Source organism: Virgibacillus sp. NKC19-16 (assembly GCF_021560035.1).
GTDB lineage: Bacteria > Bacillota > Bacilli > Bacillales > Amphibacillaceae > Virgibacillus_L > Virgibacillus_L salidurans.
This window is the reverse complement of sequence record NZ_CP074373.1, coordinates 2,213,867-2,227,730: the sequence shown is the minus strand read 5'-3', so window position 1 is coordinate 2,227,730 and position 13,864 is coordinate 2,213,867. Positions and strand designations below refer to the sequence as shown.

General features: G+C 38.4%; 11 protein-coding genes. 10 read left to right on the top strand and 1 reads right to left on the bottom strand.

Going from position 1 to position 13,864, the window contains the following annotated elements:
- Window positions 1-2: 2 nt before the first annotated feature.
- The gene (gene ytvI, locus KFZ58_RS11505) at window positions 3-1,109 is read right to left on the bottom strand and encodes a sporulation integral membrane protein YtvI (RefSeq protein ID WP_235791448.1); all 1,107 of its coding nucleotides are present in this window, start codon (window positions 1,107-1,109) and stop codon (window positions 3-5) included.
- Between the two features lie 279 nt (window positions 1,110-1,388).
- Here ytvI and citZ point away from each other — a divergent pair, with 279 nt between their 5' ends.
- The 10 genes from citZ (at window position 1,389) to KFZ58_RS11455 (ending at window position 13,353) form a co-directional block, all read left to right on the top strand.
- Window positions 1,389-2,507: a citrate synthase gene (gene citZ, locus KFZ58_RS11500; RefSeq protein ID WP_235791447.1), complete on the top strand. Its 1,119-nt coding sequence runs from the start codon at window positions 1,389-1,391 to the stop codon at window positions 2,505-2,507.
- 89 nt (window positions 2,508-2,596) lie between these two features.
- The gene (icd, locus tag KFZ58_RS11495) at window positions 2,597-3,868 is read left to right on the top strand and encodes an NADP-dependent isocitrate dehydrogenase (RefSeq protein ID WP_235791446.1); all 1,272 of its coding nucleotides are present in this window, start codon (window positions 2,597-2,599) and stop codon (window positions 3,866-3,868) included.
- A gap of 22 nt (window positions 3,869-3,890) precedes the next feature.
- Window positions 3,891-4,829 (top strand): malate dehydrogenase, encoded by a 939-nt coding sequence (mdh, locus tag KFZ58_RS11490; RefSeq protein ID WP_235791445.1) that lies wholly within the window; start codon window positions 3,891-3,893, stop codon window positions 4,827-4,829.
- Between the two features lie 492 nt (window positions 4,830-5,321).
- Window positions 5,322-5,798, top strand: a complete 477-nt coding sequence (locus KFZ58_RS11485; RefSeq protein ID WP_235791444.1) for a MaoC/PaaZ C-terminal domain-containing protein — start codon at window positions 5,322-5,324, stop codon at window positions 5,796-5,798.
- Between the two features lie 126 nt (window positions 5,799-5,924).
- Window positions 5,925-6,617: a response regulator transcription factor gene (locus KFZ58_RS11480; protein WP_235791443.1), complete on the top strand. Its 693-nt coding sequence runs from the start codon at window positions 5,925-5,927 to the stop codon at window positions 6,615-6,617.
- A complete protein-coding gene (pnpS, locus tag KFZ58_RS11475) occupies window positions 6,614-7,987 on the top strand; it encodes a two-component system histidine kinase PnpS (RefSeq protein ID WP_235791442.1) in 1,374 nt (457 codons plus the stop codon). Before KFZ58_RS11480 ends, pnpS begins: the two co-directional genes overlap by 4 nt.
- A 131-nt stretch (window positions 7,988-8,118) precedes the next feature.
- On the top strand, window positions 8,119-10,758 hold the full coding sequence (gene polA, locus KFZ58_RS11470; RefSeq protein WP_235791441.1) for a DNA polymerase I: 2,640 nt from the start codon (window positions 8,119-8,121) through the stop codon (window positions 10,756-10,758).
- 14 nt (window positions 10,759-10,772) lie between these two features.
- Window positions 10,773-11,609 (top strand): DNA-formamidopyrimidine glycosylase, encoded by an 837-nt coding sequence (gene mutM / locus KFZ58_RS11465; protein WP_235791440.1) that lies wholly within the window; start codon window positions 10,773-10,775, stop codon window positions 11,607-11,609.
- A gap of 3 nt (window positions 11,610-11,612) precedes the next feature.
- Window positions 11,613-12,218 carry a dephospho-CoA kinase gene (gene coaE, locus KFZ58_RS11460; protein ID WP_235791439.1) on the top strand — a complete coding sequence of 202 codons (606 nt, stop codon included), beginning with the start codon at window positions 11,613-11,615 and terminating at the stop codon, window positions 12,216-12,218.
- A gap of 103 nt (window positions 12,219-12,321) precedes the next feature.
- Window positions 12,322-13,353, top strand: a complete 1,032-nt coding sequence (locus KFZ58_RS11455; RefSeq protein ID WP_235791438.1) for a glyceraldehyde-3-phosphate dehydrogenase — start codon at window positions 12,322-12,324, stop codon at window positions 13,351-13,353.
- The last annotated feature ends 511 nt before the right edge of the window (window positions 13,354-13,864 follow it).

Below are 13,864 nucleotides of genomic sequence, written 5' to 3'. Positions count from 1 at the left end.
CATTAACCTTTAATAAATAGCCATAGTTGCTTCGTGACACCGGCCTGGTGAAACGCATTTAATACAACCAGGAGAATGGGGGCAACTATTATCCCTATAAATCCCCACAGCTGAAGACCTATAAATAATGCTACGAGTGCAGCAAGCGGATGTAATCCAATACTGGTGGACAGGATTTTTGGCTCCAGAATTTGACGTAGTACAATAATGAACATATATAAAAGGATCAAGCTGATCGTCATTGAATATTCACCTGTAATAAACAAATAAATAATCCATGGTATAAATATAATTCCTGTTCCAACATATGGCAGCAGGTCAGCAGCAGAAGCTAGCAATGCAATTGTTAAAGCATGTTCGACTTGAAAAAATAATAACCCGATGAAAATAATACCGGCTGTAATGGAAATGAGTATTAATTGTGCTTTAGCGAATCCAAACATTGCCTTCTTAAGATGTTTTAACACATGCCCGGTTGATGTCTTTACAGAAGATGGTATTATTTTTTTAGTGGATTTCTCCAGCCTATACCAGTCATTTGTGATCAGAAATGTAGCTAAGACAATAAATACGAAAACAGTTAGTGAATTAGGAAGCATGGTTATAAAATCAGGTATTTTCAATAAGAAATCCTGCAAGAATGTTGCGCCTGTTGTAGCAATATGACTAGCGAGTTGTTGTATATGTTCTTGAATGTTTAGTTGCTGGGATGGATCAAGTGTATGAAAAAAAGACAACAACTTCTCGTAAATAGGAAGGATTGTCGTATTAAAAAAATCCTCCATATACGTGATAAATGCATGAAATTGTTCAGGGATTTTATTTGCTAAATAAGCTGTTCCCTGAATGACTTCTGCAACAATAAGAAATATCGCACTAATCACGATGCCAAACATTGTACTAATAACTGTGATTGCCGCAACCGGTCTGGGAAATTTAAGCTTGTTTTCCAAAAGGTTTACAAATGGGTTAATGAGATAGGACATAACCATTGCCACTAAAATTGGATATAAGATTGGAAACGTATATTGTATTAGCAGGTAGCTGATAAACACAGTGATAATAAGAAAGAGAACTCTTAGGATTTTAAATAAGAAGGACTTGGACATATTTTTACCCCATTTTTAAAAAGCTTGTATTATGTTTTATATGATAAAAATGAGGGAAATAGACATTCAGAAAGGCAGTTACATAGATTGATTTATTTCCCATAAAATGGAATAATAGAGTTTATTTGGAAGTAAATTATTTTTTCTTGATAAAATTAATCGATTTCAATTCACATTACTTTCAAAATACATTATAATTGTCCTAGGGGGATGGCTATTTGATAGAAAATTGTCGAATCTGTTATAACCATTAATTTAAGAAAAAGGAGAGGGTCTGTTATGACATCAACCAAAGGTCTCGAAGGGGTTGTAGCAACTCAATCGTCTATCAGTTCCATTATTGATGATCAACTAACTTACGTTGGCTATAAGATTGACGATTTAGCTGAGAATTCCAGTTTCGAAGAAGTAGTTTATTTATTATGGAATCAAAAGCTACCAAACAAATCGGAATTAGATACATTTAAAACAGAACTTGCCACAAATATGGAATTACCTGAGGCAATTATTGATCACCTGCGTTCCTATGATTTATCAACCGTTCATCCAATGGCGGCAGTACGTACTGCCATTTCCCTGCTTGGATTATATGACGAGCAGGCGGATGTAATGGAAGAGAAGGCGAATAAACAAAAAGCTATCCGTATACAGGCAAAAGTTCCAACAATTGTGACTGCATTTGCAAGAATACGTCAAGGCAAAGAGCCAGTGAACCCGAAAAAGGATTATGGGTATGCAGAAAATTTCTTATACATGCTTAATGGTGAAGATCCAAAAGACATTGAAGTGGAAGCTATTAATAAGGCATTAGTACTTCATGCCGATCATGAGCTAAATGCCTCCACGTTTACTGCCAGAGTATGTGTTGCAACATTATCAGATATCTATTCCGGCGTTACAGCAGCAATTGGAGCACTAAAAGGGCCGCTACATGGCGGTGCAAATGAGCGTGTTATGGAAATGCTCACTAGTATCGGTGAAATAGAAAATGCAATCCCTTACATCGATGAAAAGTTTAAAAACAAAGAAAAAATCATGGGAATGGGACATCGTGTATATGAAAATGGTGACCCACGTGCCAAGTATTTAAGAGAGATGTCGAAAGAGCTGGCAAAAGTTTCCGGAGAAGATAAATGGTACAATATGTCTGTGAAGATTGAAGATTATATTAAAGAGCATAAAGGCCTACCGGCAAATGTGGATTTTTATTCTGCTTCAGTTTATCACAGCCTGGGAATTGATCATGATCTGTTCACACCGTTATTCACAGTTAGCCGTATGTCCGGCTGGTTAGCTCATATTCTGGAACAATATGATAACAACCGCCTCATTCGTCCGCGCGCTGAGTATGTAGGGCCGAAATCACCGGAATATGTAAAGATTGAAGATCGTAAGTGAAAAAACTGTATGCAAAGGACAAGCGATCGTACTGAAAAACTATGATATGTTAAACTAACGATACAAACATTACTAGGAGGTATTTTTTTATGGCACAAGGAGAAAAGATTATCGTTGAAAATGGAAAGATGCAAGTACCGGACAATCCGATCATTCCTTTTATTGAAGGAGATGGAACTGGCCCGGATATTTGGGCAGCGGCAAGAAATGTTATCGAAGCATCCGTAGATAAAGCGTACAATGGCAAGAAAAAAATTGATTGGACCGAAGTGTTAGCCGGACAAAAAGCATATGACAAAACGGGTGAGTGGTTGCCACAGGAAACCTTGGACACCATCAATGAATACAAAATTGCGATTAAAGGCCCACTCACGACTCCAATTGGTGGAGGAATTCGTTCCCTGAATGTTGCATTGCGCCAGGAGTTGGATTTATTCACATGCCTGCGTCCTGTTCGCTATTTCAGTGGTGTTCCATCCCCTGTTAAACGCCCGGAAGAAGTTGATATGGTTATTTTCCGTGAAAACACAGAGGACATATATGCTGGTATTGAATGGCAGAAAGGTTCCGCTGAAGTTAAAAAAGTGATTGAGTTTCTTAAAAATGAAATGGATGTAAAAAATATTCGTTTTCCTGAAACGTCTGGTATCGGAGTGAAACCGGTATCTGAAGAAGGAACAAAACGTTTAGTACGTTCCAGTATTGACTATGCATTAAACGAAGGTCGCAAGAGTGTTACTTTAGTACATAAAGGTAACATCATGAAATATACAGAAGGTGCGTTTAAAGCGTGGGGCTATGAAGTAGCGGAAGAAGAATATGGCGACAAAACCTTTACATGGGCAGAATATGATCGCATTGTTGAGCGTGATGGAAAAGATGCAGCTAATAAGGCGCAAGACGAAGCAGTGGCTGCCGGAAAAATTCTTGTTAAAGATGCAATCGCCGATATTTTCCTGCAACAGATTTTAACACGCCCGAAAGAATTTGATGTTGTAGCATCAATGAACTTGAATGGGGACTATATCTCTGATGCCTTAGCAGCACAAGTTGGCGGAATCGGAATTGCGCCTGGTGCAAATATTAACTATGATACAGGCCATGCGATTTTTGAGGCAACACATGGAACTGCACCAAAATATGCAGGAATGGATAAAGTGAATCCTTCATCTGTCGTACTTTCAGCAGTATTAATGCTGGAGCATCTTGGATGGAGAGAAGCAGCAGATTTAATTACAAAAGCAATGGATAAAACAATTGCGTCTAAAGTTGTGACATATGATTTTGCAAGATTGATGGATGGTGCTACGGAGGTTAAAACATCCGAATTTGGTAATGAATTAATTAAAAACATGGACTAATTGGATAGGAGACTGACGTACAATGGCAATAAAAAGAAATAAAATCTCAGTAATCGGATCAGGCTTCACCGGTGCCACTACGGCGCTAATGATGGCACAAAAAGAACTGGGAGATGTTGTACTGGTAGACATTCCAGATATGGAAGATCCAACAAAAGGAAAGGCTCTTGATATGCTTGAAGCCAGTCCTGCTCAAGGATTTGACGCTATTGTTAAAGGGACTTCCAATTATGCAGATACAAAGGATTCTGATTTAGTCATTATTACTGCAGGTATCGCTCGTAAGCCGGGCATGACTCGTGATGATCTTGTAAACACAAATGCAAAAATCATGAAATCTGTTACAAGCGAAATTGTAAAATATTCACCTGAAACGTATATTGTTGTCTTGACAAACCCGGTTGATGCAATGACATATTCGGTGTTTAAAGAATCAGGTTTTCCGAAAGAGCGTGTTATCGGGCAATCCGGTGTACTGGATACTTCCCGTTTCCGCGCATTTGTAGCACAAGAACTAAACCTGTCTGTTAAAGACATTACAGGGTTTGTGTTAGGTGGACATGGAGACGATATGGTTCCTTTAATTCGTTATTCCTATGCTGGAGGCATCCCACTGGAAAAATTGATTTCCAAAGATCGTTTGGATGAAATAGTTGATCGTACACGAAAAGGCGGGGGAGAAATTGTAGGCCTGCTTGGTAATGGCAGTGCATACTATGCTCCTGCTGCATCGCTAACCGTTATGGCAGAAGCAATTCTCAAAGATCAGCGACGTGTGCTTCCATCCATTGCTTATCTGGAAGGGGAATACGGTTATTCCGATATTTACCTTGGTGTACCAACAGTACTGGGCGGAAAAGGAATCGAAGAAATCATTGAATTAGATTTAACCGACGAAGAAAAAGAACAACTGGATAAATCAGCAGCATCTGTTAAAAATGTTCTTGATGTACTAAAATAAAGGCTCTTTTCGTAAGTTTTGTTGCTTATCCTAGCAGTTGATTAAAAATGCGACTCAGACTATCGCTACGGAAATACACTACGCTTTCCGCGGGCGGCTGGTGAGCCCCCTCGTGCTATCGCACTTCGGGGTCTCACCTATGCCTTTCCTCCCGCCGGAGTCTCCGTGTATTTCCTCCGCTGTTATTCCGGTTTCTGCTGATATACTATATTAAGAATGGACCACTTTACCAGCCCGGGTGAGCGAAGGGTGGTGACTCCCGCGGAAAGCATCCGCCCTGAGCGATCCCGGACGGCGATTATTGCAAATACTTATTAAGCAGTAATTACTTCGCAGTTTATATCTTTTGCGTAAACAACAAACTTTTAGAAAACAGCCAAAATAAATGAATGATAAAAAAGCTTCTTATAACACATTATGTTGTAAGAGGCTTTTTTTATTTGAAAATTTTTGTTATAATAGAAAACGCTTACATATATGGAGGTGATTACCTTGATCGGTAAAAAACGAAAGCTGGGCAAAGTAATGAGTGAGTTAAAGATAGGTGATACCTATACAGCGGTTAAAAAGATTGAGGATAAAGATTTGTTGTTATTCTTAGGGTTAACAAATGATGCGAATCCACTGTACATTCAGCATGATTATGCATCCCAAACAGGATATAAGCAACCTATCATACCTTCTGTTATGTTATATGGAATGGTATCTTCTATAATTTCCATGCATCTGCCTGGCCCGGGGAGTCATATCACCCAGCATGAAATGATTTTTCCAAACCCTGTGCTGCATGATGCAGAGGTGACGCTTACGATTGAAATTATTGCAATTGACAAAGACAACCATAAAGTAGCTTTATCAGTCATTGGCTTTGATACGAATGGCGAGGAAGTTGTGAATGGAAAACTATATGTATCTCCTCCCAGCAATCCAAATACGTTAACAGCAAGCTCATTGGATAACTTTTTCTGAAAAAGCATATTAGTTACGGGCAATACGTTTAAATTGTAAATTTTTATTTACAATTATTCACTTTTTCCTTCCTTCAATGTAGAATGAAAGTAGCAAAGGGTTTATTAGGAAATGGGGATTAAAATAATGGAGCAAAAAATTCTTATTGTTGATGATGAATCGTCTATTGTTACATTGGTAAACTACAATGTGGAGAGAGCTGGGTTTCAGACGGATGTAGCCTATGATGGATTAGAAGCAGTTAAGAAGGTTGAAGAAAATGATTATGACCTTATTATACTTGATTTAATGCTTCCGGGGATGGATGGGATGGAGGTATGTAAACATTTACGAAGTAATAAAATCGAAACTCCCATTTTAATGTTAACAGCAAGAGATGATGAGTTTGACAAAATATTAGGCTTGGAACTTGGCGCGGACGATTATCTAACCAAACCGTTCAGTCCTAAAGAAGTTGTTGCCCGGGTAAAGGCGATTTTAAGAAGAACAAACAGGGAACAGCCTACATATAAGACGGTACGTGTAGGTGATTTAGTTATTTTTCCTGAACGGTATGAAGCAGAAATGGATGATGAGATTATAACATTTACTAGAAAAGAATTTGAACTTTTATTCTATCTCGCAAAGCATAAGGGGAAGGTTATATCGAGAGATCAACTGCTCAATCGAATTTGGGATTATGACTTTATTGGAGACACAAGAATTGTCGATGTACACATAAGTCACCTGCGAGATAAGATTGAACCAACTACTAAAAAGCCCACGTATATTAAAACAGTAAGAGGGCTTGGCTATAAATTAGAGGAGCCACTAACATGAAGGCGTTATTTACAAAACCATTAATCACGTATGTATCAGGTATATTCATCTTATTAGCAGTTACAGGATTCGTCTTGAGCCTGCTGACCGACAATTATATACTGCTATTTGCAGTATTATTGACGTTATATATCATTTTAGTGATCGTGATGCGTCATATTTATGATAGATATATAAAACCGATAAAAAAGGTGACAAAAACAGTTGATGAAATGGTTAAAGGTAATTACCGGGCTAGATTCCAACATACTGAACACGGAGATATCGGTGAGTTAAGCAGTAAAGTTAATCAGTTGGCACGCAATTTAAGTGAACTTTCCATCCAGGAGCAAATGCATTCAAGTCAATTGTCTTCTGTCATTGATAATATGGAAAGTGGGTTAGTACTTATTGATGAAAAAGGCTATATTCATCTTGTAAATCGTAAATTTATTTCTTTGTTTGGGAAAACATCGAAGGATTACGTTGGGTATCTTTATTATGAAGTGGTAGATAATCAAATTATTCATGAAGCAGTGCAAAATACATTTTTATATGAGAAAAACATGAAAGAATCGTTCACGCATTATAGAGGTGTCCATAAACATTATTTAGAAATTGTTGGTGCACCAGTTTTTGACGAACGAAATATGTTAAAAGGTGCCGTGCTTGTATTATATGATATTACGGAGATGAAAAAACTGGAACTGATGCGCAAAGACTTTGTTGCAAATGTGTCGCATGAATTAAAAACGCCTATTACTTCGATCAAAGGCTTTGCAGAAACTCTGATGGACAGTGAATTTGATGATGATGAAGCAAGAGGCGAATTTACGGGGCTTATCTACAATGAAAGCCATCGTCTGCAACTGCTCATTGAGGATTTATTGACATTATCCAAATTGGAGCGGGAGGACTTTCAACTTGACTTAACAGAAGTACACACAAAAACGTTAGCAGAAGAAGTTGTACCCGCACTTGAGTTTAAAGCAAAACAAAAACGGTTAAAACTTTCGAGCAATGTCGAGGAGATTTCCTTTATTGCTGACAGAGGAAGAATCAAGCAAGTATTTATTAATCTTTTGGATAATGCCTTTCACTATACACCGGAAAACGGTGAAGTATTGTTACAGGTAGATGCTACAGAGGAATATGTACACATTCAAGTTGCGGATACCGGAATTGGTATTGAGCAGAAGTTACTCACACGCATATTTGAACGATTTTATCGAGTTGACAAAGCACGGAGCAGAAATACAGGCGGCACTGGTTTAGGTCTGGCAATCGTCAAACATATTGTTGAGGTCCATAATGGTGAAATTACCATTGACAGTGAATTAGATAAAGGAACTACCGTCCATGTGTATTTGCCCAAAAAACCTGATAAATAAACGATAACACCCTCCTTGGACCTCGAGGGTGTTTTGTTATATGTACAAAAAAGGATAGGTTAGTTTTCCTTTACTGATACAATAATGATAAAATAGACATAATGAGCAATTAAATAGGAGGAAGCGTACATATGTCAAACAAACTCGTTTTAATTGATGGAAACAGTATTATTTATCGCGCTTTTTTTGCATTACCTTTATTAAATAATGATAAGGGTGTATATACGAACGGGGTTTACGGATTTACAACGATGCTTCTTAGAATCTTGGAAGAAGAAAAACCAACACATATGCTTGTCGCTTTTGATGCTGGAAAAACAACATTTCGCCATGAAACCTACAAAGAATACAAAGGTGGTCGTCAGAAAACACCGCCGGAATTATCGGAGCAGTTCCCACTCTTGAGGGAATTACTTGATGCATTTCAAATAGCCCATTATCAATTAGAGAATTATGAAGCGGATGATATTATTGGTACACTTTCGACGCAAGAAATAGACGAGGGTTGGGATGTAACGGTTATATCAGGTGATAAAGATTTACTGCAGCTGGCTTCTGATAATGTAACGGTTCATTTAACGAAAAAGGGAATCAGTGAAGTGGAAAAATACACCCCCGCTTTTATGAAGGAAAAAATGGAGATATCACCTAGTCAGATTATTGATTTAAAAGCATTAATGGGAGACAGTTCGGATAACATACCCGGAGTTCCTGGGATAGGACAGAAAACCGCTACAAAATTATTGAAGCAACACAACACTCTGGATGAAGTTTATAACCATATCGATGAAGTCAGTGGAAAGAAACTGAAGGAAAAATTAGAAACGTACAAAGAGAACGCATTTATGAGTAAAGATCTCGTTACAATCAAACGTGATTCCCCTATAACCGTAAAGCTTGATGACTTGATTTTTGAAGGATATCAAGAGACAAAAGTTAGTAGCATATTTAAAGATCTGGGATTTCAATCACTGTTAAATAAAGTTGATGGAGAATCAACTAGCACGGAGGATAATGGAAATGAATTAACAGATATTGATTTTTCTATTGTCAATGAAGTCACATCTGATATGTTCATAGGAGACGCGGCTTTAGTCGTGGAAATGATCGGTGAAAACTATCATACGGCGAAGGTCGAAGGGATTGGGATTGTAAATGAAACAAACGCGTACTATGTACCGACTGATGTAGCGCTGGAATCAGATGTGTTTAAACAATGGGCCGAGGACGGGAGTCAATCAAAAAGTGTTTTCGATGCCAAGAAATCATTAGTCGCATTATTAAATCAAGGCATCCATCTTCAAGGAATTACATTTGATATGCTCCTCGCCTCTTATTTAATTAATCCATCTGAAAACAATCATGATATTCCCGCAATTGGTAATAGAATGGGGGAAACAAATGTCTTATTTGATGAAGAGGTCTATGGCAAAGGCGCAAAATTAAAAGTGCCTGAGGAGTCTATTTTAGCTGAACATGTTGTGCGGAAGGCGAGTACATTATATTCCTTGAAAGAAGACATGGAAGCCCGTCTTAAAGCGAATGAACAATATGAATTATTTATAGAGCTGGAGATGCCGCTTACGCTTATCTTAGGGGAAATGGAGCATGTAGGTGTACAGGCGGATATTCAACACCTAAAAGAAATAGGTATTGATCTTAAACAGCGGTTAAATGATTTGGAAAAAGAAGTATATGAACTTGCCGGTGAAGCGTTTAATTTGAATTCCCCGAAGCAACTTGGACCTATTCTCTTTGAAAAGCTTAAACTGCCGGTTATTAAGAAAACAAAGACAGGGTATTCAACAGCAGCAGATGTTTTGGAGCAATTGAAACAGGAACATGAAATTATACCGAAACTGCTTTTATACAGACAGTTAGGCAAGCTTCAATCAACCTATATCGAAGGTCTATTGAAAGTTGTAGATAAGGATACACATAAAATCCATACACGCTTTAATCAGGCATTAACGCAAACAGGAAGATTAAGCTCCATGGAACCAAACCTGCAAAATATTCCTATCCGTTTAGAGGAAGGAAGAAAAATCAGACAAGCATTTATACCAGCGAAGAAGGACTGGATCATGTTTGCTGCAGATTATTCACAAATTGAATTACGTGTGCTAGCACATATTGCAAATGACGAAAAGCTGGTTGCTGCTTTTAACAATGATGTGGATATTCATACACAAACTGCAATGGATGTTTTTCATGTAAATAAAGAAGAAATAACTGCGAATATGCGACGTCAGGCAAAAGCGGTTAATTTTGGCATTGTGTACGGGATAAGTGATTACGGCCTTTCGCAAAGCCTCGGGATTACTAGAAAAGAAGCGAAAGCATTTATTGAACGTTATTTTGCAAGTTATCCAGGTGTGAAAACCTATATGGAAGAAATTGTCCAAGAAGCAAAACACCATGGTTATGTGACGACATTAATGAAACGCAGAAGATACCTACCTGAGATCACGAGTCGAAACTTCAATTTGCGCAGTTTTGCTGAACGTACAGCGATGAATACACCTATTCAAGGCAGTGCTGCAGATATTATTAAAAAAGCAATGATCGATCTTGATGCTAAGTTAAAAGAAGCTAGCCTTGAGTCTCGTATGCTGCTGCAAGTACATGATGAATTAATTATTGAAGCACCAAAAGAAGAAGTGGATCAACTAAAAAAAATAGTGCCAGCAACGATGGAGCATACGGTAGACTTAAATGTACCATTGAAAGTAGATTATGCTTATGGAAGCAGCTGGTTTGATGCAAAATAAGGAGAATCATTTACATGCCGGAATTACCAGAAGTAGAAACAATAAAAGAAACATTAAAGCAACTTATCATAAATAAAACAATTCAGGACGTAGCCGTTTATTGGCCGAATATTGTCAAGGAACCCGATGATGTGGATCATTTCAGGACGCTCATGGAAGGACAAACGATTCAGAATTTAACACGAAAAGGAAAATTTCTGCTATTTCAATTAGACGATTATGTGCTTGTTTCCCATTTGCGTATGGAAGGAAAGTATAGTGTTCATAAAGCGGCTGAACCTATAAAGAAGCATACTCATGTTATTTTTACATTTACAGATGGAGAAGAGCTTCGCTACAATGATGTGCGTAAGTTTGGTACCATGCATCTTTATAAAAAAGGGGAAGAACGCTATAATAAACCGCTGAACAAGCTGGGGCCTGACCCCTTTGATGAAGTTTTTACCTTTGATTATTTTTATAATAAGTTAAAAAGAACAGACCGTGTGATTAAAGCTGTTTTGCTGGATCAAGCTATTGTAAGCGGGCTTGGAAATATTTATGTTGATGAAACATTATATAAAGCAAATGTTCACCCACTAAAACAATCCAGTAAACTAAAGAAAAACGAGATAAAAGCAATCCAAGAACAAACAATATCGACCTTGGCTGACGCCGTCAAACAGGGCGGTACTACTATTCGTTCGTATGTGAATGTCCAAGGTGATATGGGTATGTTCCAGTCTGAGTTATTTGTTTATGGACAAGAAAATAAACCCTGTCAAAAATGCGGAAGCCCTATCGTCAAAATGAAAGTTGGCGGTCGGGGTACACATGTATGTAATACCTGTCAAAAAAGTGAAGAGGTGTAGAAAATGGCGCTGATTATCGGATTAACTGGCAGTATCGCAAGTGGAAAAAGCACTGTTTCCCTAATGTTCGATGACTTCAATATACCAGTAATTGATGCAGATAAAATTTCAAGAGAAGTGGTAAGACCCGATGAAAAAGCCTATGAAAAAATCGTTCATGTATTTGGTGAGGACATTTTACGGGAGGATAGAACACTGGACCGGGAAAAGTTAGGTTCCATCATATTTGCTGATGAAGAAAAACGTAAGCAACTGAATAGTATTGTACATCCGGCAGTTAGAGAAAAAATGCTGGAGCAAAGAGATGCCTACGTAAAGGCTGGAGAGGCTTTGGTTGTTCTTGATATCCCTTTATTATTTGAGAGTAAGTTAACCCATTTTGTTGATAAAACGGTAGTCGTCTATGTGGACGAAGAAGTACAGTTCAGGCGTTTAGTGAATCGGGATGGTTATACAGAAGAAGAAGCATACCAGCGTATCCATTCTCAAATTCCCGTTAAAGAAAAAGCGGAAAAAGCAGATGCTATTATTAATAATAATGGAAGCAAATACGAGTCATATCAACAGTTGGAGCGGTTGATAAAAGAATGGAAAAGAGAGCCCCTTTAAGTTAAGAACAAAATAAATGAATTGGGTGACACATTTTAATCCTAATATGTTATACTAATTATATAAAATTAAAAATTAGTATAACATATTAGGAGGATTACCGATGGATAAAACCCGAATTGCTATAAATGGATTTGGCCGGATTGGGCGAATGGTCTTTCGCCAAGCGATTATGGATGAAAACTTAGAGGTCGTTGCAATTAATGCAAGCTATCCTCCAGAAACGCTTGCACATTTAATTAAATACGATAGTGTTCATGGAATTTTTAACGAAGAAGTGAAAGCGTTTGATGATACGCTGAATGTTAATCATAAAGAAGTTTGGATTGTAAGCTCGCGTGAACCAGATAAACTTCCATGGAAGCAGTTGGATATTGATGTAGTCATCGAGGCAACAGGTAAATTTAAAACAAGAGAAGATGCGGGTCTGCATATGCAAGCTGGTGCAAAGAAAGTTATTATTACAGCTCCAGGAAAGCAAGTAGATAATACAATTGTAATGGGTGTTAATGAAGATAAATATCATCCACAGAAAGATGATGTTATATCAAATGCCTCATGCACAACGAATTGTTTAGCACCAGTAATGAAGGTGTTGGATGATAACTTTACAGTCACCAGTGGCATGATGACAACCGTTCATGCGATTACAAATGATCAAAAGAATTTAGATAATCCACATAAGGACTTGCGTCGTGCGCGCGGATGCACCCAATCCATTATCCCAACCTCAACTGGTGCGGCAAAGGCAATTGGAGAAGTAATGCCTCATTTAGATGGAAAATTACATGGCATGGCGTTAAGGGTACCTACACCTAATGTATCCCTGGTAGATTTAGTGGTGGATGTCGAAGAATCTGTCACGGTTGAAGCGATTAATCATGCATTTAAAAAAGCATCTGAAAATAATTTGAAAGGAATCGTGGAATACAGCGGGGACCCACTCGTATCCGTTGATTATACAACAACCAATTATTCAGCAATTATTGATGGTTTATCCACCATCGTTATGAACGATAATAAAGTTAAAGTACTGGCATGGTATGATAATGAATGGGGCTATTCTAAGCGTGTCCTTGACTTAGCAAATTATGTTGGCAGCTACCTGCACCAGGAACAGGTGCAAATTTCATAAATAATATAAGGGTGTTCTCTAAAAAATGTTGTTTTTGACACAAAAGATATAAACTGCGACATTATGTGCAATACTCGCCGTCCGGGATCGTTCCGGGCAGTCGCGGACCTTAGGGCACGGCTTCAGCCTTCGACGCACAGGACGTGCTAGTGCAGGTGTTGCGACAGGACGTCGCGAACTTAACCTGCCTCGCGGAAGACCACCGCTGCGGGGTCTTCAGATACGTGCTGGGACTGCGCGTAAATGCTCGTCCCACCGAAGACATTTGTTTCCGCAGGAGTCGACTGCCCTCCACTCACCCGGACTAGTGATAGCAACGAAACTGTTTTGTTTTATTACACAAATAATTATATAGTAAGCCAATGCTAGCGGAGGAAATATACGGAGACTCCTGTGGGAGCTAAAGGCTGGTGAGACCCCGCAGAGCGGAGCTTGAGGAGGCTCAGGCAGCCGCCCACGGAAATCGTAGTGTATTTCCGTAGCGGGTAAATACACCAACCATCATTTCCTA

Coding starts and splice junctions, on each gene's coding strand:
- ytvI (WP_235791448.1), bottom strand. CDS start 1,109: ATGTCCAAGTCCTTCTTATTTAAAATCCTAAGAGTTCTCTTTCTTATT.
- citZ (WP_235791447.1), top strand. CDS start 1,389: ATGACATCAACCAAAGGTCTCGAAGGGGTTGTAGCAACTCAATCGTCT.
- icd (WP_235791446.1), top strand. CDS start 2,597: ATGGCACAAGGAGAAAAGATTATCGTTGAAAATGGAAAGATGCAAGTA.
- mdh (WP_235791445.1), top strand. CDS start 3,891: ATGGCAATAAAAAGAAATAAAATCTCAGTAATCGGATCAGGCTTCACC.
- KFZ58_RS11480 (WP_235791443.1), top strand. CDS start 5,925: ATGGAGCAAAAAATTCTTATTGTTGATGATGAATCGTCTATTGTTACA.
- pnpS (WP_235791442.1), top strand. CDS start 6,614: ATGAAGGCGTTATTTACAAAACCATTAATCACGTATGTATCAGGTATA.
- polA (WP_235791441.1), top strand. CDS start 8,119: ATGTCAAACAAACTCGTTTTAATTGATGGAAACAGTATTATTTATCGC.
- mutM (WP_235791440.1), top strand. CDS start 10,773: ATGCCGGAATTACCAGAAGTAGAAACAATAAAAGAAACATTAAAGCAA.
- coaE (WP_235791439.1), top strand. CDS start 11,613: ATGGCGCTGATTATCGGATTAACTGGCAGTATCGCAAGTGGAAAAAGC.
- KFZ58_RS11455 (WP_235791438.1), top strand. CDS start 12,322: ATGGATAAAACCCGAATTGCTATAAATGGATTTGGCCGGATTGGGCGA.